The sequence below is a fragment of the Streptococcus infantis genome, assembly GCF_047463655.1.
GTDB lineage: Bacteria > Bacillota > Bacilli > Lactobacillales > Streptococcaceae > Streptococcus > Streptococcus infantis_Z.
On the sequence record NZ_JASHDM010000012.1, the window covers coordinates 24,260 to 45,212 of the forward strand.

General features: G+C 39.7%; 22 protein-coding genes. 17 read left to right on the plus strand and 5 right to left on the minus strand.

Features of this window, described 5'->3' with window-relative positions:
* Positions 1-11: 11 nt before the first annotated feature.
* The 10 genes from gtfA to QM877_RS08155 all read left to right on the plus strand — a co-directional run bounded on the left by gtfA (position 12) and on the right by QM877_RS08155 (position 9,150).
* Complete coding sequence (gene gtfA, locus QM877_RS08110; protein WP_414318113.1) at positions 12-1,532, plus strand: accessory Sec system glycosyltransferase GtfA; 1,521 nt, start codon at positions 12-14, stop codon at positions 1,530-1,532.
* Entirely contained in the window at positions 1,516-2,862 is a 1,347-nt protein-coding gene (gene gtfB, locus QM877_RS08115; RefSeq protein ID WP_414318114.1) for an accessory Sec system glycosylation chaperone GtfB, read from the plus strand. The genes gtfA and gtfB overlap by 17 nt, the downstream gene beginning before the upstream one ends.
* The gene (asp4, locus tag QM877_RS08120; RefSeq protein ID WP_075230876.1) at positions 2,855-3,034 is read left to right on the plus strand and encodes an accessory Sec system protein Asp4; all 180 of its coding nucleotides are present in this window, start codon (positions 2,855-2,857) and stop codon (positions 3,032-3,034) included. The genes gtfB and asp4 overlap by 8 nt, the downstream gene beginning before the upstream one ends.
* A gap of 4 nt (positions 3,035-3,038) precedes the next feature.
* Positions 3,039-3,263 (plus strand): accessory Sec system protein Asp5, encoded by a 225-nt coding sequence (gene asp5 / locus QM877_RS08125; RefSeq protein WP_414318115.1) that lies wholly within the window; start codon positions 3,039-3,041, stop codon positions 3,261-3,263.
* 244 nt (positions 3,264-3,507) lie between these two features.
* Positions 3,508-4,230, plus strand: a complete 723-nt coding sequence (locus tag QM877_RS08130; RefSeq protein ID WP_414318116.1) for a pseudouridine synthase — start codon at positions 3,508-3,510, stop codon at positions 4,228-4,230.
* 120 nt (positions 4,231-4,350) lie between these two features.
* Positions 4,351-5,685 (plus strand): aminopeptidase C, encoded by a 1,335-nt coding sequence (pepC, locus tag QM877_RS08135; protein WP_414318117.1) that lies wholly within the window; start codon positions 4,351-4,353, stop codon positions 5,683-5,685.
* Positions 5,686-5,823: 138 nt separating this feature from the next.
* Positions 5,824-7,140 carry an ISL3 family transposase gene (locus QM877_RS08140; RefSeq protein WP_001059646.1) on the plus strand — a complete coding sequence of 439 codons (1,317 nt, stop codon included), beginning with the start codon at positions 5,824-5,826 and terminating at the stop codon, positions 7,138-7,140.
* A gap of 261 nt (positions 7,141-7,401) precedes the next feature.
* Entirely contained in the window at positions 7,402-7,980 is a 579-nt protein-coding gene (locus QM877_RS08145; RefSeq protein ID WP_000493216.1) for a DUF4230 domain-containing protein, read from the plus strand.
* Positions 7,981-8,146: 166 nt separating this feature from the next.
* Positions 8,147-8,392 carry a hypothetical protein gene (locus tag QM877_RS08150; RefSeq protein ID WP_004238875.1) on the plus strand — a complete coding sequence of 82 codons (246 nt, stop codon included), beginning with the start codon at positions 8,147-8,149 and terminating at the stop codon, positions 8,390-8,392.
* Positions 8,393-8,754: 362 nt separating this feature from the next.
* On the plus strand, positions 8,755-9,150 hold the full coding sequence (locus QM877_RS08155; RefSeq protein WP_083301256.1) for a leucine-rich repeat domain-containing protein: 396 nt from the start codon (positions 8,755-8,757) through the stop codon (positions 9,148-9,150).
* An 83-nt stretch (positions 9,151-9,233) separates the two neighbouring features.
* Here the strand turns inward: QM877_RS08155 and QM877_RS08160 are convergent, their stop codons facing one another.
* The 5 genes from QM877_RS08160 to adhP form a co-directional block, all read right to left on the minus strand.
* Entirely contained in the window at positions 9,234-9,323 is a 90-nt protein-coding gene (locus QM877_RS08160) for an IS3 family transposase (RefSeq protein WP_367400507.1), read from the minus strand.
* A gap of 61 nt (positions 9,324-9,384) precedes the next feature.
* A complete protein-coding gene (locus tag QM877_RS08165; protein WP_006149277.1) occupies positions 9,385-10,296 on the minus strand; it encodes a PTS system mannose/fructose/sorbose family transporter subunit IID in 912 nt (303 codons plus the stop codon).
* 14 nt (positions 10,297-10,310) lie between these two features.
* The gene (locus QM877_RS08170) at positions 10,311-11,123 is read right to left on the minus strand and encodes a PTS mannose/fructose/sorbose transporter subunit IIC (RefSeq protein ID WP_281335193.1); all 813 of its coding nucleotides are present in this window, start codon (positions 11,121-11,123) and stop codon (positions 10,311-10,313) included.
* 29 nt (positions 11,124-11,152) lie between these two features.
* Entirely contained in the window at positions 11,153-12,142 is a 990-nt protein-coding gene (locus QM877_RS08175) for a PTS sugar transporter subunit IIB (RefSeq protein WP_281335194.1), read from the minus strand.
* Positions 12,143-12,495: 353 nt separating this feature from the next.
* Entirely contained in the window at positions 12,496-13,515 is a 1,020-nt protein-coding gene (adhP, locus tag QM877_RS08180; protein ID WP_414318118.1) for an alcohol dehydrogenase AdhP, read from the minus strand.
* Between the two features lie 369 nt (positions 13,516-13,884).
* Here adhP and QM877_RS08185 point away from each other — a divergent pair, with 369 nt between their 5' ends.
* The 7 genes from QM877_RS08185 (at position 13,885) to QM877_RS08215 (ending at position 20,941) form a co-directional block, all read left to right on the plus strand.
* Positions 13,885-15,162 carry a glutamate-cysteine ligase family protein gene (locus QM877_RS08185; protein ID WP_248035885.1) on the plus strand — a complete coding sequence of 426 codons (1,278 nt, stop codon included), beginning with the start codon at positions 13,885-13,887 and terminating at the stop codon, positions 15,160-15,162.
* A gap of 74 nt (positions 15,163-15,236) precedes the next feature.
* Complete coding sequence (gene thrC, locus QM877_RS08190; protein ID WP_414318119.1) at positions 15,237-16,721, plus strand: threonine synthase; 1,485 nt, start codon at positions 15,237-15,239, stop codon at positions 16,719-16,721.
* A gap of 60 nt (positions 16,722-16,781) precedes the next feature.
* Positions 16,782-18,062: an MATE family efflux transporter gene (locus QM877_RS08195; protein WP_414318120.1), complete on the plus strand. Its 1,281-nt coding sequence runs from the start codon at positions 16,782-16,784 to the stop codon at positions 18,060-18,062.
* A 3-nt stretch (positions 18,063-18,065) separates the two neighbouring features.
* Positions 18,066-18,680: an HAD-IA family hydrolase gene (locus QM877_RS08200; RefSeq protein ID WP_414318121.1), complete on the plus strand. Its 615-nt coding sequence runs from the start codon at positions 18,066-18,068 to the stop codon at positions 18,678-18,680.
* 176 nt (positions 18,681-18,856) lie between these two features.
* The gene (locus QM877_RS08205) at positions 18,857-19,918 is read left to right on the plus strand and encodes a LysM peptidoglycan-binding domain-containing protein (RefSeq protein ID WP_414318122.1); all 1,062 of its coding nucleotides are present in this window, start codon (positions 18,857-18,859) and stop codon (positions 19,916-19,918) included.
* Between the two features lie 233 nt (positions 19,919-20,151).
* Positions 20,152-20,568: a MarR family winged helix-turn-helix transcriptional regulator gene (locus tag QM877_RS08210; RefSeq protein WP_153225644.1), complete on the plus strand. Its 417-nt coding sequence runs from the start codon at positions 20,152-20,154 to the stop codon at positions 20,566-20,568.
* 10 nt (positions 20,569-20,578) lie between these two features.
* Positions 20,579-20,941 (plus strand): DUF1304 domain-containing protein, encoded by a 363-nt coding sequence (locus tag QM877_RS08215; protein WP_414318123.1) that lies wholly within the window; start codon positions 20,579-20,581, stop codon positions 20,939-20,941.
* The last annotated feature ends 12 nt before the right edge of the window (positions 20,942-20,953 follow it).

The following is a 20,953-nucleotide window of genomic DNA, read 5'->3' on the forward strand; positions in this document are numbered from 1 at the left end:
AAGGGGACAATATGACAATTTACAATATAAATTTAGGAATCGGCTGGGCCAGCAGTGGTGTTGAATATGCCCAAGCTTATCGTGCGGGTATTTTTCGCAGCCTGAATCTGCCGTCGAAGTTTATCTTTACAGACATGATTTTGGGTGATAATATCCAGCATTTAACAGCAAATATCGGTTTTGATGATGATCAGGTTATCTGGCTCTACACTCATTTCACAGACATCAAGATTGCACCGACCAGTGTGACGGTAGATGATGTTTTGGCTTACTTTGAAGGTGTAGAAAGCCGTCGTGAACGAAATGGGAAAATTGAACGAATCTTCTTCTCAGATGAAGACAAGTTTATTACTTGTTATTTGGTAGATGAGGAAAAAGATTTTGTCCAACATGTGGAGTATGTGTATGCTGGTAAGTTAATCCGCAAAGATTACTTCTCTTACACACGCTACTGCACAGAATATTTTGCTCCTAAAGACAATGTAGCGACACTCTACCAAAGAACCTTCTACAATGAAGATGGGACTCCAGCTTATGAGATGTTCATGAATCAAGGAACTGAGGAAGTTTATCGTTTCAAGGATCGCATTTTATACGGGAAGCCTGCCTTGATTCGTTATTTCATGCAAACTCTTCAGTTAAGTAAATCAGATTTAGTAATTTTAGATCGTGAGACAGGGATTGGTCAGGTGGTCTTTGAAGAAGCGCGTGCTGCTCGCCTTGCTGTTGTCGTTCATGCGGAGCATTACAGTGAAAATGCGACCAACGATGACTATATCTTGTGGAACAACTATTATGACTACCAGTTTACCAATGCAGATAAGGTCGATCTCTTTATCGTTTCAACGGATCGCCAAAAAGAAGTCTTAGAACAACAGTTTGCTCGCTATACCTCGCATACTCCTAAGATTGTGACCATTCCAGTTGGAAGTGTTGATCAATTAACAAAACCACAAGTGAGTCGTAAACCATTTTCTCTCATTACAGCTTCTCGTTTGGCTAAGGAAAAACACATTGATTGGCTCGTGAAGGCTGTTATTGAGGCTCATAAGGAATTGCCAGAATTGACCTTTGATATCTATGGTAGTGGTGGCGAAGAAGGACGTCTTCATGAGATTATAGCTGCAGGTCAGGCAGAAGAGTATATTAAACTCAAGGGCCATGCCGAACTTTCCCAAATCTATTCACAGTATGAAGTTTATCTAACTGCTTCTACAAGTGAAGGATTTGGGTTAACACTCATGGAAGCAATTGGTTCGGGCTTGCCATTGATTGGTTTTGATGTTCCTTATGGAAATCAAACTTTCATCGAAGATGGCGAAAATGGCTACTTGATTCCAAGCTCATCTGACCATGTCGAAGATGAAATCAAGAAAGCTTATGGAGAAAAGATCTGCCAACTGTATTTGGAAAATCGTTTGGAAAGTATGAGAGAAAAATCTTACCAGATTGCTGAGAAATTCTTGACTCAAGAGATTTTGAACAAATGGGAAAAAACAATCAAGGAGGTAGTGGATGATTCAGTTATTTGATGTATATAATCAAGAAAGTCAAGATTTGCACTATAGTCTGACTGCGGCAGGACTGTCTGATTTGACTGTGGTTATTGAACCAGATGGATTTTTACCAGATGGAGTTGTCTCACCCTTCACCTATTATTTGGGTTATGACAGTGGTAAACCCTTGTACTTTAACCAAGTTCCTGTCCCAGATTTTTGGGAGATTGCTGGTAATAATCAATTTGGGACCATCAATGACCTTAATCAAGAACGAGCAGTGATTCATTTTGCAGATGGCTTACAGGCTCGTTTGGTGAAAAAAGTTGAATGGAAAACACCAGCAGGTCGCATCTTCCAAGTGGATCACTACAATCGTTTTGGAGCTTGCTTTGCTAAAACCACCTATGATGGTTTGGGTCAAGCTATCATGACTTCTTATCGGGACGTAGATCAAAAGGAAGTTATTTTGGAAAATCATGTCACAGGTGATATTCTTTTGACCTTGGAAGGGCAAGGTTTGCGCCATTTTTCTGGTCGAGTGGCCTTTATTATAGACTTCTTACAAGGTTTGAAAGTGAATCTTGACCACATTCTCTTTAATACCCTGTCTACATCGTTTTTGACTTCCTTCCATTTCCCAGACAAATCAGGTCAGGATATTCTAGTTTGGCAAGAACCATTGCAGGATCATATTCCAGGAAATATGCAACTGATCTTGGAGAATGACCAGCTTCGAGCTAAGACCATTATCATTCCAGATTATGCGACTTATGAACGCGCTCTGCAATTGACGGATGAAAAATTCCATCATAAGTTTAGTCACCTAGGCTATCATTATAACTTTAAGCGTGATAATTTTGTTCGTCCTGATGCCTTGATTGTGACCAATTCGGACCAACTAGAGCAAGTCGAAAAATTGGTGGAAAGTTTGCCAAGGGTTACTTTCCGAATCGCAGCAGTGACAGAGATGTCATCCAAGTTGCTGGATATGCTCCGCTATCCCAATGTCGTACTCTATCAAAATGCCAGTTCCCAAAAGATTCAGGAGCTTTATCAGTTATCAGATATCTATTTGGACATCAACTATGGTAACGAACTACTTCAAGCTGTTCGTCAGGCTTTTGAACACAACCAACTGGTCCTAGCTTTTGAGGAAACAGCCCATAATCGTCGCTATATTGCCCCAAATCATATTTTCGCTAAGGAAGCAGTTGACGACATGATTCACACCATTGAGTTAGCTCTTTCTCATGTCAAAGAAATGGGACGAGCTCTGGGAGACCAAGGTTACCATGCCAATTATGTGGATCCAATCATGTATCAGGAGCGGATGAAAACCATTTTAGGAGAAAGCCATGACTAAAAAAGATCTATTTTATCAGGATGTTGAAGGTCGTATGGAAGAGATGAAACAAGAACCCATCAAAAAAGAAAAATCTACACGTGGTGAAAAAATCAGTAAAACATTCTCTTTCTTGTTGGGATTGATTATTTTGATAGGTTTGCTGTTTACTTTAATAGGACTTTTGAGGTAGTTAAATGACTGAATTATTGATAATTTTAACCATTATTTTAGCTATTGTCTTAATCATCCTTGTGACCATTCAACCAAGACAAACTCAAATTTTTTCTATGGATGCAACTAGTAATATCGGCAAGCCCAGCTATTGGCAAAGCAATACGCTTGTTAAAGTTCTAACTTTGCTCGTTAGCTTAGCCTTATTTGTGATGCTACTCCTCTTTATGGCCTTAACATTTTCATGATCTATATTTTTTAAAGAGACAATGCTTGACTTTAACAGTGAAGATTTACAGAAATTTAAGTTTGAGGAGAAAATTTTAAGAAAACTTTTAGGAATCTAGCTTATACTATAAGCATAAGTTAAGAAGACCTTAACTTTAACTCCTAAAAATTTTTCATAATAATCTCCCTATAAAATAAAGTCGCCCAATCAGGCGGCTTATTTTTTTGTTCAAAATCTATACTTTTTCATGATATAATAGCTTTATGAGATTAGATAAATATTTGGTTGCCTGTGCTGTCGGTAGCAGGACGGAAGTAAAAAACTTTCTCAAGGCTGGGCGCGTGACAGTGAATGGTAAGAAAGAAAAATCTGCCAAGTTGCAAATCAATGAAGACACGGACGAAATTTGTTTTGACGGGCAAAAGATAGACTACGAGGAGTTTGTTTACTATATGATGAACAAGCCCCAAGGAGTTATTTCAGCAACTGAGGATCCAAAACACAAGACAGTCTTGGACTTGTTGGATGACTATGCACGTGCCAAGGAAGTTTTCCCAGTAGGACGTTTGGATATCGATACGCATGGACTCTTACTCTTGACTAATGATGGTAAGCTGGCTCATGCTCTTCTTTCACCAAAGCGCCATGTGGATAAGATCTATTTGGCGCAGGTCAAGGGAATGATGACAGATGCAGACATAGAGCTCTTTGCGCAAGGAATTCCGCTCAAGGATTTTACATGTCGACCTGCCAAACTGGAGCTTGTGTCTATTGATAGGGGAAAAAATGAAAGTCTGATTCGCGTGACCATTGCAGAAGGCAAATTCCACCAGGTCAAACGGATGGTGACCTACTGTGGTAAGGAAGTCGTGGACTTGCAACGTTTAACCATGGGAACTTTGACCTTGGATGAGGCTTTGAAACGTGGAGAATGGCGCCGCCTAAGCAAGGAAGAACTAGAAGGCTTGCTTGAGAGCATCAACTAGTGACAGCTAAAAGATGAAACATTAGGAAAATGCGAGGAAAATATCCTTGCCTTTTTCAGTTTTTGGTTGCTTCCTTTGTGAAAAGAGTTATAATAGACTGTAGAATAAAAGGAGGATTTTATGAACGCGATTCAAGAATCATTTACTGATAAACTATTTGCCAATTATGAAGCAAATGTCAAATACCAAGCTATCGAAAATGCTGCTAGCCATAACGGTATTTTTGCAGCCCTGGAGCGTCGTCAAAGCCATGTCGACAACACACCAGTTTTCTCACTTGATTTGACAAAGGATAAGGTTACTAACCAGAAAGCTTCTGGTAGATGCTGGATGTTTGCGGCCCTCAACACTTTCCGCCACAAACTCATCTCTCAATACAAACTTGAAAACTTTGAATTGTCACAAGCCCACACCTTCTTCTGGGACAAGTATGAAAAATCTAACTGGTTCTTGGAGCAAGTGATTGCAACTGCTGACCAAGAATTGACGAGCCGTAAGGTTAGCTTCCTACTCCAAACTCCACAACAAGATGGTGGTCAGTGGGATATGGTGGTTTCTCTCTTTGAGAAATACGGTGTTGTTCCTAAGTCTGTTTATCCAGAGTCTGTTTCATCTAGTAGCAGTCGTGAGCTTAATGCCATTCTTAATAAATTACTTCGTCAAGATGCTCAAATCTTACGTGACCTCTTGACTTCAGGTGCTGATCAAGCAACTGTTCAGGCTAAGAAAGAAGACCTCTTGCAAGAAATCTTTAACTTCCTTGCAATGTCACTAGGTCTCCCACCACGTAAATTTGACTTTGCTTATCGTGATAAAGACAATAACTACCAAAGCGAAAAAGGTATCACTCCACAAGAGTTTTACAAGAAATATGTCGACCTTCCATTAGAAGACTACGTTTCTGTGATCAATGCTCCAACTGCTGATAAACCATATGGCAAATCATACACAGTTGAGATGTTGGGAAATGTCGTTAGTAGCCGTGCAGTTCGCTATATCAACGTACCTATGGAACGCTTGAAAGAATTGGCGATTGCTCAAATGCAAGCAGGAGAGACTGTTTGGTTTGGTTCTGATGTCGGCCAGCTCAGCAACCGTAAAGCGGGAATCCTTGCGACAGATGTTTATGACTTTGAATCAAGCATGGACATTCAACTCACTCAAGACAAGGCTGGACGTTTGGACTACAGCGAAAGCTTGATGACCCACGCCATGGTCTTGACAGGTGTTGATTTGGATGAAAATGGCAAATCAATCAAGTGGAAAGTTGAAAACTCATGGGGAGACAAGGTCGGTACAGATGGTTACTTTGTTGCTTCAGATGCTTGGATGGACGAGTACACTTACCAAATTGTTGTTCGTAAGGAATTACTAACAGCAGAAGAACAAGCTGCCTATGAAGCAGAACCAATCGTCCTTGCACCATGGGATCCAATGGGTGCCTTGGCTGAATAAATGAGATATAAAAAGAACGGTTCTATAATTTTTAGGGTTGATGGAAATTTTCCACCAACCCTATTTTAGTGTATACAAAAAGGCCAACATCCATTATATTAAAAGCGCTGAAACCTAAAACAAAAGGATGATGACCATATGAACAATATACTAGAAGCTACACTACAAATCAAAGATAAAAACATTATTTGGGATAATAAAGTTCAAGAGAAGATATTTAAAAAGAGAAAATCTTTATTTTATGCAGCTACTTATACGCATAAACCAGAATTTTGTACCGTTTGTGGGTGTGTTAGCCGAAATAATAATATCGTTAAAAACGGCACGAAAACATCTCGTATCACTCTCTGTTCTGTTTCAGGCCTAGCGGCCTACTTAAATCTACGCAAGCAGAGATTTCTCTGTAGAGAATGCGGCTCTTCATTTACCGCAGACACTAGTCGAATCGTAGAAAAACACTGTCATATCTCTAAACGCTTAAAAAACGAAATTAAATCAAAAATAAGTGAAACAGTATCTGAAACCTATATCGCAAAAGAAACAAATGTTTCAGTTCATACGGTAAGACGTATCATAGATGATACAACACGTTTACTAAAGATTAAACCATTACACGATTTACCTGAGCATTTGTGTTTTGATGAATTTAAATCCGTCAAATCTTCCGATAGTAATATGAGCTTCATTATTTGTGATAGCACTACACACAAGCTGGTCGATGTTGTACGAGATAGAAAATCTTACAGCTTGAAAAAGTATTTTCATCGTTTTGAGCCTAAGACTAGATTAAAGGTAAAAACTATCTCCATCGACATGTACTTACCGTACATTCAATTAATAAAAGAAATGTTTCCTAACGCTAAAATTATCATTGATCCTTTTCATATCGTACAAGCCTTAAATAGAGAATTAAATCGAACTCGGGTACGTGTCATGAATAAGCATCGCTATAAAGACTCTAAATTATATCGAAAGTTAAAACATTATTGGAAGTTAATTTTAAAGAACTCTAATGAACTTCAGAACTATAAATATAATCGTTATAAGCTTTTTGAAAGCTTCATAACAAGTAAAGGAATCGTAGATTATATCTTAGAAAAAAATCCATCTCTTAAAAATGATTATGAGGTTGTACATTCACTTCGTGAATGTATACAGGATAGAGATTATATAGAATTCAAGGAAACGATTGAAGCAGCTACGCAATTAGACCTATCTCCTGGTTTAAAAAGAGTATTAAAGACTCTTATGACTTACTTGCCATATATTCAAAATACTTGTGAGTATCCAACTAGAACAAATGGCCCTATTGAAGGAATAAACAATAAAATAAAAGTGCTTAAAAGAAATGCCTACGGCTTTAGAAACTATTACCATTTTAGAAATAGGATTATTTTAATAACAAAAATGTTTGGCCCAAAACAAAAAGGAATTAAGCAACAATTAGTTGCTTAATCCCTTCCTAAATTTCTTCATCAACACTATTTACCAAAGAGCCCTTTTTTAGTGCTCAAAATAGCACTCAATTTTAAATGGATTTGGTGTTCAAAAAATATAATCAAATGCAACAAACTAATTTCATTTTTAATAGGCACAATTAATTTTAGAAGATAGTACGAAAAAATATTGACTATTTTCTTTAGAATGTGTAAAATTTAGATAGATTATTTAAAGTGAGGTTTTTTTATCTTGTCTATATTAAAGAAGAAAGTTAATATGTTTAGTGTACTATTGAATGTGGTATTAATAGCTATTATAGCTATTGGAGTGCTATTTTTCTTACCTAAGGAACATAAATCAGAAGTCAAATCGTCAATTAATATCGAAAGTATTGAAAAAGTGAATGAAGTTGTATTTTTGAATGCGGGAATTAATGAAATTATTTCTGAAACAAAAACAACTCAAGTTTTTGGGTTTGATGTGCCGTTCTCTAAAAAAGCAGCATTAGTAATTTTAAATTATAAAGCTAAATTTGGAATTAAAAGTAGTGTAAAGGTTGAACAAATAAGCGAAAAAGAATATAAGGTTATTGTTCCAAAATTGGAAGTAATTGGTGTTGAACTTTCAAAAGATAATCCTTATGATTTATATGATAGTCATGGAGAGTTATTAAGTGGAACTACAGAAGATATTGATACTGGGAAATTGGTCGCTAACCAACTTTCTAGTGATAAACAAGCAGAGTATTTAGATAAATTTAAGAGTGAAATTAAAGAATCTGCAATCAATTATTATAAAACAATATTTTCTTCAATGGATTCTGAAGTAAAAGTAACTATAGAATTTACAGAATAATTTTTGAAATACAAAACCCTGGCTATCTCTGGTCAGGGTTTTGTGTGGTTCTATAATTTTTAGGGTTGATGGAAATTTTCCACCAACCCTATTTTAGTGTATACAAAAAGGCCAACATCCATTATATTAAAAGCGCTGAAACCTAAAACAAAAGAATGATGACCATATGAACAATATACTAGAAGCTACACTACAAATCAAAGATGCACACAATGAAGGTGTTACATTCCATTTCTTAGAGAATATTAAAGAAGTATTGCGTGATGAGAGTGGGAAAGTAACTGGTGTAAAGGTTATTACAATGGAACTTGGTGAATCAGATGAAAGTGGAAGAAGATCAACGCATGAAGTGGCAGGTAGTGAACATATTATTCCATGTGACCTTGTCGTTGCAGCAATTGAACAAAAGTAGACTTTAGTGTTCTAGATGAAAGGTAAAAATTTGACTTTCGGTCAACATCAGAATACAATAGAAATGAACTAATAACAGGGGATGCATATTTAGGTCCTCAATCTATCGCAACCGCAATTAAAGGCGGGTGAGAAGTTGCGACAGAAGTACATGAATCGTTTAAAGAAAACACATAAATAACTTGTGGTGCCTTTCGTTTTTTTACTGGGAAAATTAAGGAACTATAGTTATAAATTCTTAAAGATATTAATATATTAACGTGCGTATATTTATAGGAAGAAGGTTATGTCATCTATAGTTGTACTTCTGACGATAAGGTTGTTCGTGTACCAAAGGAAATTAAAGGTAAACCTGTTATCGCAATTGGAGAACGTGGTCTTGCGAACTTGAAACATTGTGAGGCAATCGTTTTACCAGATACAGTACGATATATTGGAAAAGGTGCGTTTGCGATTGACAATAAGTTAAAGTATGTCCACTTTGGTAAGTCAATAGAAACAGTAGAAGATGATGTTTTCAACTCTGACAGTTCATTAGAATCAGTTGTATTCCCAGAAGGAACAAAGAGTATTGGAACATTAGTATTCTGGGGGACATCATCAATTAAATCTATTACAATTCCAGCAAGTGTAACAGAAATTACAGAATACTTCTATTTTGTGGATAACTGTAACCCAGATGTAGAAATCCATACACCTAAGGGATCAAAGGCAGAAGAAGTAGCTAAAGCAATGCAACTTAAAGTAGTAAATGACTAAAGGGGAATAGTATGAACAAAAAATTACTATCAGGCTTAGGGACTGACCCCAAAAAGTGAGAATTTAATAAAAACACCCTAGGGCTACCGTCTTCGGTATTCAACCGGAGACAGGTAGTCCAATTTTTGTTGGATTCTTTTTTCATTAGGTTCTTCATCAACACTATTTGACAAAGAGCCAAAAGAATCAGGTGATAAACCTGATTCTTTTTTTGTTTATACATTCTCGTCGAGATTACATGATACCGAAGAAACGAGCTGCGATACCAACTGCAAAGAGGGCAAGGATGATTGTGATTGGAGATACTTTTTTCTTAAGCAACCACATGCAAAGGAAAGTAAGGAGGAGTCCCATCAATCCTGGAATCAATGAGTTCAACTGACCTTGAAGGGTTTGTGGTTGAACGCTATCCAAGCTCATACCACTAAGTGCTTGACCAAGAATACCCTTCAATTCTCCACCTGTAACAGCACCTTCTGGGAAGTTGATGTAGGCACCTTCTGATAATTGTTTCCCTGGAAGGTTGATAGTGAAGTTGATGGATACCCAACGTTGTACAAGAACGGCAAGGATGAACATACCAAGGATTGAAGCTCCTTTAGTGATGTCTTTCAAGATACCACCTGACATGTCTTTAGTGATTTCAGATCCAGCCTTGTAACCAAACTCTTGTGTGTACCAAAGGAAAGACATACGGATTGCATTCCATCCAAAGAAGAAGAGAAGTGGTCCAACGATATTACCAGTTGCAGCAAGTGATGCACCAAGGGCACCAAGGATCGGACGAACTGTAAACCAGAAGACTGGGTCACCGATACCGGCAAGAGGTCCCATCATACCGATCTTAACACCTTGGATAGCAGCATCATCGATTTCAGTACCGTTAGCGCGTTCTTCTTCAAGTGCAAGAGTAACCCCCATGATTGGAGCAGCTACGTATGGGTGAGTGTTGAAGAATTCAAGGTGACGCTCAAGAGCGGCTGCTTGGTCTTCTTTTTTAGTGTAAAGTTTCTTGATAGCTGGGATCAAAGAGTAAGCCCAACCTAAGTTTTGCATACGTTCGTAGTTCCAAGAACCTTGAAGGAATTGTGAACGCCACCAAACTTTTTGGCGATCTGATTTTGATAATTGAATTTTTTCAGCCATGATTGTTCCCCTTTCTAGTAGTCTTCTAGGATATCACCGATTGGATCGTTAGAAGTTGCAGCTCCTCCGCCACCGTTTCCACCTTGTTTAGAAAGGTTGAGGTAGATGAAGGCAAGGGCAACACCGATGACACCAAGGGCAATCAAAGTCAATTGAGAGATTGCTGCAAGAGCAAAACCGATTGCGAAGAATGGCCATACTTCACGAGTAGCCATCATGTTGATAACCAAAGCGTAACCAACGGCAACGACCATAGCACCACCGACAGCCATACCACCTTTAAGCCATTCTGGCATAAGGTTCAATACGCTTTGAACGGCTTCAGTTGGCATTGCAAGCAAGAGTGCAGCTGGGATAGCAATACGTAGACCTTGAAGAGCAAGGGCAAAGTAGTGAGCGCGTTCAACAGCAGCAATGTTTCCTTCTTTAGCAGCGTTATCTGCAGTATGAACCAAGGCAACTGAGATGGTACGAACGATCATAGTCAAGAAAAGACCAGCTACGGCAAGAGGGATAGCAGTTGCAGTTGCGACTGCGATACCTTCAGTAGTAAAGTTACCACCCTTAATCATGATGATTGCAGCAGCAACAGAGGCAAGAGCCGCGTCAGGAGCAACGGCAGCACCGATGTTAGCCCAACCAAGGGCGATCATTTGAAGTGATCCACCAAGCATAACCCCTGCTTCGAGGTTACCAGTTACAAGACCGATAAGGGTACATGCTACGATTGGTTGATGGAATTGGAATTGGTCGAGGATACCTTCAAGACCTGCGAAGAAGGCAACAACTACAACCAAGATAGCAGAAATGAATGAAATATCTGACATGGTTTTATTCCTTTTCTATTTAGTTTTAATTATTGAACGTTAGCTTTGCTAATTAAGTCAAACAAATCTTTTTTAGTGTCGTTTGGTACTTTACGTACGTCAAATTCAACACCAAGGTCACGCATTTTTTCAAATGTAGCAACGTCGTCTTTGTCCATTGACAATACGTTGTTGACCATTGTTTTACCAGTTGAGTGAGCCATTGATCCAACGTTAAGAGTTTTGATTGGCACACCACCTTCGATAGCACGAAGGGCATCTTGTGGTGTTTCAAACAAGATAAGGGCATGTGTTTCACCAAAGCGAGGATCTTTAGCAACCTCAATCAATTTTTGGATTGGAACAACGTTAGCCTTCACTCCGTTTGGAGCTGCTTGTTTGATCAATTCTTTACGAAGGTCATCTTTAGCAACGTTATCTGAAGCAACGATGATACGGTCTGCTTTTGAATCTGGTGTCCAAGCAGTTGCGACTTGTCCGTGAAGAAGACGTGTGTCAAGACGAGCAAGATTGATTTTCAATTTACCGTCTCCGATAACAGTTCCTTCTGGGATGGCAGCTTGGGCTACAGGAGCAGCTGCAGCAGTTGCAACTTCCTCAGCTGGATTTAGCTCCTCTGGAAGAGCCTTGATGCCATCTTTGGCCTCTTTAATGATGTTTGCAGCGACTTTATCCACTCCAGCAGCAGCGTCCATAAGGCGCTCTGTGTAAGCTTGGATCAACATCGGTAAATTAAGTCCTGTGATGATGGCAAATTTACGCTCAGGATTTTCTCCCATTACGCGACTAGCTTGGTTAAATGGAGAACCACTCCAAAGGTCAGCCAAGACTAGAACCTCATCTTCTGCGTCAAATGCAGCCACAGCATTGTTGAACTTGGCGTATAAATCATCTGGACCTTCGTTTGGCATAAAGGTTACGACTTGAACCTTTTCTTGTTCACCAAAGATCATAGATCCTGACTGATGAATACCCGCGGCAAATTCACCGTGGCTCGCAATAATGATTCCGATACTCATTATTGTCATTCCTCCTTATAAAATGTTTGACTTGTAGTTTAAGAAAACTTTAAGACTCCTTAAGTATAAATCGTTTTCAGAAAAAATGCAACTAATTATAATAAAGAGTGAAAAAAATCTCAAAGCCTCATTTTTACAAATATTGATATATAAACTTTTTTATAAAATCGTCTATAAAATGGTAAAAAAATTTAATATAAAAAAGTGGAGGGACTAGGAAGTTTTCGTCAGTAGTGCTCTTGGGCGTCTAAAAAATGCCTCAAGTCCAATTAATTGTTATGTCAAAATTTTATTACTAAAAAAACGAGGTAGGATCTTCTGTCCCTACCTCATTTTGGCATTTATTATTTATCTTAGTGAGTAAAGTCTAGAACCATACGACCTTGGATGGTTCCAGCAGCCATTTCATCAAAGACAGCAATAGCATCTTCCACAGGGCGTTTTTGAACGACTGGAACAACGAGACCTTCAGTACCAAATTGGAAGGCTTCTTCCAAGTCTTTACGTGTTCCAACGAGGGATCCGATGACTTGAATACCGTCAAGAACTGTTTTGACGATGCTTAGATCCATCATTTCTGAAGGGAGTCCGACAGCTACTACACGACCGCCCGCACGAACAGAGTCAACTGCTTGGTTGAAGGCAACTTTTGATACAGCTGTTACGACAGCTGAGTGAGCACCACCGTTTGTTTTTTCTTTGATAAGGCCTGGAACATCTTCGACTTCAAGACCATTAATCACGATATCAGCACCAACTTCTTTAGCTAGGGCAAGTTTATCATTGTTAATATCAACTGCGATAACGTGAGCGTTGAATACTTTTTTAGCGTATTGGACAGCCAAGTTACCAAGACCTCCAGCACCATAGAGGACAACCCATTGGCCTGGTTCAACTTTTGCTTCTTTGATAGCCTTGTATGTGGTAACACCGGCACAAGTGATAGAAGAGGCTTGGGCTGGATCGAGACCATCTGGAACCTTAACAGCATAATCTGCAGTTACGATACATTGTTCAGCCATACCGCCGTCAACTGAGTAGCCTGCATTTTTTACGGAACGGCAAAGAGTTTCTCGTCCGGTTGTACAGTATTCACACATACCACAGCCTTCAAAGAACCAAGCTACGCTGACACGGTCGCCAACTTTGAGACTTTTAACATCAGGGGCGATTTCTTTTACGATACCGATACCTTCGTGACCGAGAACGCGTCCTGGAACTTTACCAAAGTCACCATGGGCAACGTGGAGGTCAGTGTGGCAGACACCACAGTACTCAACTTCTACAAGAGCTTCCCCAGTTTCGAGTGGACGGAGAACTTTTTCTTCAATAGCAACACCAGTGCTTTCTGGATTTACAACAACAGCTTTCATAGCTATCCTCCTTGATTAGTCGTTGAGGTGCAGAGGAAAAGGGGCTTGCCTTGACTCATGATTCAAGTGAAGTCGAATTTGAACTGCCCTCTTTTTGTCTATATGTGAATTATATCACTATATTTAATATAGTACAAGGGATTTGATGCAAAAATATATGTAATCGCTTAACTGGTTGATGAGACTGTGAAAATTGAACAATGATATCTGACGTCTTATTATAAAATTTCATATAATTAGGAAGTTGTTTGGTCTTAAATCTAGGGAGCAAGCTTGCAAACAGACTTTCTAAGATCCTTCTCTAGGACTTTTTGGTATAATAGAGAGTAATTTGTTTTCTAGTATGAGAAGTTAGAATGAGAGGTATGTATGTCCCCTTCAGTTCAGTTATTAAAAGACCGCTATTTAAAGAATATCAAAGAAAATCCAGATCTCTACATCGGTATTGAGTTGGAGTTTCCGATCGTTCATAAGAAAGGTCAGCCTACAGATATTGAAGTCAGCAAGGAATTGATGCGTTTTTTAGTTGACGCTCTCAGTCTAGAAGTTGAGAAGGAAGACCAGGATGGCAATCCAATTCAACTTGTAGAACCGATGAGTCAAGACCGTATTTTGTTTGAGGTTTCCTACACGACCTTGGAGTTTGCTTTTGGGAAGGCAAAGAGTATTCAGGAAGTGGAAGAGCGCTTTAGAGCCTATATGGAAGTAATTCAGGAGAAGCTAAGAGAAAAGGATCATGCTATTCAAGGTTGGGGGATTCACCCGAATTGGGATATCAATGATAATAGGCCTGTCGCATATCCTCGCTACCAGATGTTAATGGATTATCTGAAGATGGGCAACAATCAAGAATCTGTTTCTTTGCATGATTTTCCAGACTATGGAGCCTTTATCTGTGGGAGCCAAGTTCAGTTGGATGTATCGACTGCTAACTACCTACGTGTCATTAATGCATTCACTCAGCTTGAAGCAGTCAAAGCTTACCTGTTTGCTAATTCTGAGTTTTCGGGAGCAGAATGGGATACTTTGATTTCACGAGATATTTTTTGGGAAGATTCCATGCATGGAATTTATCCAGAGAATGTCGGTGTCAATTCAAAACTCTTCAAAGATGAGGATGATTTCTTTGATTATTTAGATTGCTCTGCGATTTTTACAGCAGAACGTGATGGGGAAACCTACTATTTTTCTCCGATACGAGCTAGAGATTACTTAGATACTGATGAGATTACTGCCTATACTCTAAATGGAAAAGAAACTCTGCTTGTTCCTCAAGAGAAGGATTTCCAAACGCACCGTAGTTACCAATTCCAAGACTTAACAACTCGAGGAACGGTCGAATTTCGGAGTGTTTGTACACAGCCACTAGATCGAACCTTTTCTTCGGCAGCCTTTCATTTAGGCTTGCTGGTGAATCTAGACAAGCTTGAAATTTACCTAGAAACAGCTCCTTTCTTTGAAATATTTGGTCGTGACTACAAGTCTTTGAGAAGACAATTTTCTAAGAAACACCTCACAGATGAAGAAACAGCTGGGATTGTCCAGTTCTCCAAAGACTTGCTAGCGATAGCAGAGCAAGGTCTTAAGATGAGAGATCAGCAAGAAATGACCTATTTAGAGCCTTTGAAAGAAGAATTAGACCTATAATTTTCCTATAAAGGAAGAATTTTCTGAAAAATCATGTTATAATGAATAGGACTATAGATAAAGGATAGAGATTTATGACATTAGTTTATCAATCAACGCGTGATGCGAACAATACAGTAACAGCCAGCCAAGCGATTTTGCAAGGTTTGGCAACAGATGGAGGCTTGTTTACTCCAGTGAGCTATCCAAAGGTGGACTTGGATTTTGACACATTAAAAGACGCTTCTTATCAAGAAGTGGCCAAACTTGTCTTGTCAGCCTTCTTGGATGATTTTACAGCAGAAGAGTTGGACTACTGTATCACCAACGCCTATGACAGCAAGTTTGATACACCAGCCATTGCTCCTCTTGTGAAACTAGATGGCCAATACAACTTGGAACTTTTCCACGGTTCAACCATTGCCTTTAAGGATATGGCCTTGTCTATCTTGCCATACTTTATGACAACAGCTGCCAAGAAACATGGCTTGGAAAACAAGATTGTCATCTTGACAGCGACGTCTGGAGATACCGGTAAAGCTGCCATGGCAGGATTTGCGGATGTTCCTGGAACTGAAATCATCGTCTTTTATCCCAAAGACGGTGTCAGCAAGGTGCAAGAGTTACAAATGACTACTCAAACTGGGGACAATACTCATGTTATCGCCATCGATGGAAACTTTGACGATGCTCAAACCAACGTTAAGCACATGTTCAATGATGTGGCCCTTCGTGAAAAATTGGCTGCTAACAAGCTCCAGTTCTCATCTGCTAACTCTATGAATATCGGTCGTTTAGTACCACAGATTGTCTATTATGTGTATGCCTACGCTCAGCTTGTTAAAACTGGTGAGATTAAGGCTGGTGACAAGGTTAACTTCACCGTACCGACAGGGAACTTTGGGAATATCTTGGCTGCCTTTTACGCTAAGCAAATCGGCCTACCAGTTGGCAAATTGATCTGTGCTTCAAATGACAACAATGTTTTGACAGACTTCTTTAAAACTCATGTTTATGACAAGAAGCGTGAATTTAAGGTAACCACTAGCCCATCTATGGATATCTTGGTCTCTTCAAACTTGGAGCGCTTGATTTTCCACCTTTTGGGTAATAATGCGGTTAAGACAGCTGAACTCATGAATGCTTTGAACACTCAAGGTCAGTATGAATTGACAGATTTTGATGCAGAAATCCTTGACCTTTTTGTAGCTGAGTATGCGACTGAAGCAGAAACAGCAGCAGAAATCAAGCGTGTTTATCAAACAGATGCCTACATCGAGGATCCTCATACAGCAGTTGCTTCAGCTGTATTTAAAAAATACCAAGCAGCGACTGGTGATGCGACCAAGACAGTGATTGCATCAACAGCTAGTCCTTACAAATTTCCAGTGGTTGCGGTGGAAGCTGTAACTGGACAATCAGGTCTTAGCGACTTTGAAGCCTTGGCTCAATTACATGAAATCTCAGGAGTAGCAGTGCCACCAGCAGTGGATGGCCTTGAAACAGCTCCAGTTCGTCACAAGACAACTGTTGCAGCAGCAGAGATGCAGACTGCAGTAGAATCTTATCTAGGACTTTAAAACAGAGGAAGTAAACTCGGTTGGGAAACTAACTGAGTTTCTTTTCATCAGGAGGAAGGATTGTTTAAGAAATATAAAGATATTCTCAACATAGCTCTGCCAGCCATGGGTGAAAATTTTTTGCAGATGCTCATGGGAATGGTGGATAGTTATCTGGTAGCACATCTAGGCTTAATCGCCATTTCGGGTGTGTCTGTAGCGGGTAACATTATCACCATTTACCAAGCGATTTTTATTGCTCTAGGAGCTGCGATTTCCAGTGTTATTTCCAAAAGTTTGGGGCAGAAGGACCAGTCTAGACTAGCCTACCATGTGACAGAAGCGCTCAAGATAACCCTGCTACTGAGTTTAGTTTTAGGGGGCTTGTCCATCTTTTCCGGTCAAGAGATGATTGGTCTTTTGGGGACAGAAGCGGCTGTGGCTGAGAGTGGAGGACTATACCTAGCTTTAGTTGGAGGGACAATTGTCCTCTTGGGCTTGATGACTAGTTTGGGTGCCTTGATTCGCACCACCCATAATCCGCGCCTTCCCCTTTATGTGAGTCTTTTATCCAATGCCTTGAATATTCTCTTTTCAAGTCTAGCTATTTTTGTTCTTGATATGGGCATAGCTGGTGTAGCTTGGGGGACTATTCTATCTCGTTTGGTCGGGGTTGTGATTTTATGGTCACAATTAAAACTCCCATATACAAGACCAAGCTTTGGACTGGACAAAGACTTACTGACTTTGGCTTTACCTGCAGCGGGAGAGCGTCTCATGATGCGAGCTGGAGATGTGGTTATTATTGCCCTGGTTGTTTCTTTCGGAACTGAGGCAGTCGCAGGAAATGCAATCGGTGAAGTCTTGACTCAGTTTAATTATATGCCAGCCTTTGGTGTCGCTACAGCAACAGTCATGCAGGTGGCTCGAGCAGTTGGAGAAGATGATTGGGCAAGGGTGGACAAGCTCAGTAAGCAAACTTTTTGGCTATCGCTCTTTCTCATGTTGCCCTTAACACTTAGTATCTATGCTCTCGGAACGCCCCTAAGTCACCTCTACACTAGTGATCCTGCGGCCATTAAAGCCAGTGTTTTGGTGACACTGTTCTCACTACTAGGAACTCCTATGACGACGGGGACAGTCATTTATACAGCTGTCTGGCAGGGGTTGGGAAATGCACGCCTCCCCTTTTATGCGACAAGTATCGGAATGTGGTGTATCCGTATCGGAACAGGGTATCTGATGGGAATTATTCTTGGTTGGGGCTTGCCTGGTATTTGGGCAGGAACGCTTTTGGATAATGGTTTTCGCTGGTTCTTCCTGCGCTATCGTTATAAGCAATATATCTCTTTGAAAGGATGACATATGAAAAAAATTGGATTTATCTGGGATTTAGATGGGACTTTATTGGACTCTTATGAGGCTATCTTAGCAGGAATCGAAGAGACTTTTGCCCAGTTTGATATTCCTTATGATAAGGCTGAGGTTCGTGCCTTTATTCTAAAAACTTCCGTTCAAGATCTGTTGGAAAAGGTGGGAGAAGAAAGAGGCTTGGATGCTGATATGCTCAATCAGGTTCGTGCTCAGAGTTTGGCTGAGAAGAATGCTCAAGTTGTTCTGATGCCGGGGGCGCGTGAAATCTTAGCTTGGGCAGACCAGCAAGGAATTGAGCAGTTTGTTTATACCCATAAAGGGGATAATGCTTTTACAATTTTGGAAAATTTGGGTTTGGCCCACTATTTCACAGAAATTTTAACCAATCAAAGTGGCTTTTCTCGGAAGCCTAGTCCAGAAGCTGCGATCTATCTTCTAGATAAGTATGAACTAGATCCACAGCAAACTTATTATATAGGGGATCGGACTTTGGATATCGAATTTGCTCAAAATAGTGGGATTCAGAGTATCAATTTCCTTGCCTCACCTGTATCTTGTAATCAACAGATAGAGCATTTAGAAGACATTAGCTCGCTTTCCTTCTAGAATTTTCTTCAAGAAAAATGTGTCAGCCTGATGACAAGAAACTAACAAACTATTTCAAGTAGTGTGATTTGTTACAACGAATGTACAGTTCTGTTAAATAGCCCCAAAAGGGCTTTTTTTCTATTTTCTTTGTGTTATGATAGACAGGTACTACATTTGAAAAGGAGTTTGATAGTATGAAGAAAAGAATTATTTTAGCATCAACAGTAGCCTTATCCCTTGCCCCTGTATTGGCAACTCAAGCAGAAGAGCTAGTATGGACAGCGCGTAGTGTTGAGCAAATTCAAAACGATGTTACAAAGAATGAGAATAAAACAAGCTATACGATTCAGTATGGAGATACTCTAAGTACCATTGCCGAAGCTTTGGGAGTGGATGTGACCGTTCTTGCTAACTTGAACAAGATCAGTAATATTGATTTGATCTTCCCTGAGACAGTCCTTACAACAACTGTAAATGAAAAAGAAGAAGTGACAGAGGTTGAAATTCAAACCCCTGAGACAGTTCAAGGAGGCGAAGGTACAACTGCAACAGCAGATTTGACAACCAACCAAGTCACTGTAGATGACCAAACTGTACAGGTTGAAGATTTAACTCAACCAGTTGCAGCACCAACTGTAGCTGAGCCAGTGGCAGAAGCAACAACAGAAGCCGTTACAGAAGTTGCAACACCAGCAGAAGAATCTGCAGCAGAAACAACAACAGTAGCCGTTGCAGAAGTTTCAGCACCAGTGGAAGAGCCGGTCGCAGAAACACCTGTAGTGGAAGAAACGACTACAACAGAGACTCAATCAGCACCATCAACTTATCAAGCTGAAGCAAGCCAAGGTTCATCAGCGACTTATGCAGCACCAGCAGCACCTGATTATGCAAGTATTGCAGCTTCAAAATCAGAAAATGCAGGTCTTCAGCCACAAACGGCTGCCTTTAAAGAGGAAGTGGCTAACTTGTTCGGAATCACATCATTTAGTGGTTACCGTCTAGGAGATAGTGGAGACCACGGAAAAGGACTTGCCATTGACTTTATGGTTCCAGTAAGCTCTGCTCTTGGAGACCAAATTGCAGATTATGCTATCCAAAATATGGCTAGCCGTGGCATCAGCTACATCATCTGGAAACAACGTTTCTATGCACCATTCGATAGCAAATACGGACCAGCCTACACTTGGAATCCAATGCCAGACCGTGGAAGCGTTACAGAAAACCACTATGACCACGTTCACGTATCTATGAACTAAGAATATTAAGAAGTTGGGAACTTGAGTTTCCGCTTCTTTTTTTGTTTTCAAACTCTTAGATAGCGTAAATAAACTCCAGACATAAAATAGAAAAACATAGCCTTGAGGGATTGTGACTAGTAGACTAATTTAACGGAGTAAGCAAAAGACTTGCAAAGTCAATTTATTTGTATTATACTTGACAAGTCAACTATTGATAAATCAAATATAAAAGAAAGGAGAAAATACTAAAAATGCATGAATTACTGTACCAGCTCCATTTAACAGATCAGACCATCACTCAACTTTTTGAGAAACAATTGGGAATTAGTTTGACCCGCTATCAAATCCTGCAATTTTTACTGCAACAGTCACCCTGTAACCAGATTGCCGTTCAGGAGAAGTTACAGATTGACCAGGCAGCCTTGACCCGTCATTTTAAGATACTGGAGTCAGAGGGCTATGTCAGTCGCAATCGGAATCCAATCAATCAGCGAGAAGTCTTAGTTGAATTAACCCAAGAAGCCAAGAATCAACTCTTGGTCAATCCGCCTAAACATCACTTGCGAGTGAAGGAGCAGATGGAGAACATCTTATCCTCTACTGAGCAGCAAGACCTGACAGCTTTGTTGACAAAACTAGTATCAGGGTTAGAAAAAATAGAATTTTAAGGAGAAAACGATGTCAATCATTACTACTATTTTAGCAACTATTGTTGCCCTCGAACATTTTTATATCTTTTATTTGGAGAGTATCGCAACCCAATCAGACGCAACCGGCCGTGTCTTTAATATGGACAAAGAAGAACTAGCAAGACCATCTGTAACCTCATTGTTTAAAAACCAAGGAATTTATAATGCCTTGATTGGGGTTTTTCTTATCTATGGGATTTATTTCTCACATAGCTTAGAAATCGTAACAATCTTTGTTTTATTTGTGATAGGAGCAGCGACTTATGGTGCCTTAACAGCAGATAAAAAAATCATTCTCAAGCAAGGTGGACCGGCAATCTTAGCACTCTTGAGTATCCTTTTCTTGAAATAAAAAGCGGAGGTG

Coding starts and splice junctions, on each gene's coding strand:
- QM877_RS08140 (WP_001059646.1), top strand. CDS start 5,824: ATGAACAATATACTAGAAGCTACACTACAAATCAAAGATAAAAACATT.
- QM877_RS08130 (WP_414318116.1), top strand. CDS start 3,508: ATGAGATTAGATAAATATTTGGTTGCCTGTGCTGTCGGTAGCAGGACG.
- gtfB (WP_414318114.1), top strand. CDS start 1,516: ATGATTCAGTTATTTGATGTATATAATCAAGAAAGTCAAGATTTGCAC.
- pepC (WP_414318117.1), top strand. CDS start 4,351: ATGAACGCGATTCAAGAATCATTTACTGATAAACTATTTGCCAATTAT.
- asp5 (WP_414318115.1), top strand. CDS start 3,039: ATGACTGAATTATTGATAATTTTAACCATTATTTTAGCTATTGTCTTA.
- QM877_RS08200 (WP_414318121.1), top strand. CDS start 18,066: ATGAAAAAAATTGGATTTATCTGGGATTTAGATGGGACTTTATTGGAC.
- QM877_RS08165 (WP_006149277.1), bottom strand. CDS start 10,296: ATGGCTGAAAAAATTCAATTATCAAAATCAGATCGCCAAAAAGTTTGG.
- QM877_RS08175 (WP_281335194.1), bottom strand. CDS start 12,142: ATGAGTATCGGAATCATTATTGCGAGCCACGGTGAATTTGCCGCGGGT.
- QM877_RS08150 (WP_004238875.1), top strand. CDS start 8,147: ATGAACAATATACTAGAAGCTACACTACAAATCAAAGATGCACACAAT.
- asp4 (WP_075230876.1), top strand. CDS start 2,855: ATGACTAAAAAAGATCTATTTTATCAGGATGTTGAAGGTCGTATGGAA.
- QM877_RS08215 (WP_414318123.1), top strand. CDS start 20,579: ATGTCAATCATTACTACTATTTTAGCAACTATTGTTGCCCTCGAACAT.
- adhP (WP_414318118.1), bottom strand. CDS start 13,515: ATGAAAGCTGTTGTTGTAAATCCAGAAAGCACTGGTGTTGCTATTGAA.
- QM877_RS08170 (WP_281335193.1), bottom strand. CDS start 11,123: ATGTCAGATATTTCATTCATTTCTGCTATCTTGGTTGTAGTTGTTGCC.
- gtfA (WP_414318113.1), top strand. CDS start 12: ATGACAATTTACAATATAAATTTAGGAATCGGCTGGGCCAGCAGTGGT.
- QM877_RS08210 (WP_153225644.1), top strand. CDS start 20,152: ATGCATGAATTACTGTACCAGCTCCATTTAACAGATCAGACCATCACT.
- QM877_RS08185 (WP_248035885.1), top strand. CDS start 13,885: ATGTCCCCTTCAGTTCAGTTATTAAAAGACCGCTATTTAAAGAATATC.
- QM877_RS08205 (WP_414318122.1), top strand. CDS start 18,857: ATGAAGAAAAGAATTATTTTAGCATCAACAGTAGCCTTATCCCTTGCC.
- QM877_RS08145 (WP_000493216.1), top strand. CDS start 7,402: ATGTTTAGTGTACTATTGAATGTGGTATTAATAGCTATTATAGCTATT.
- thrC (WP_414318119.1), top strand. CDS start 15,237: ATGACATTAGTTTATCAATCAACGCGTGATGCGAACAATACAGTAACA.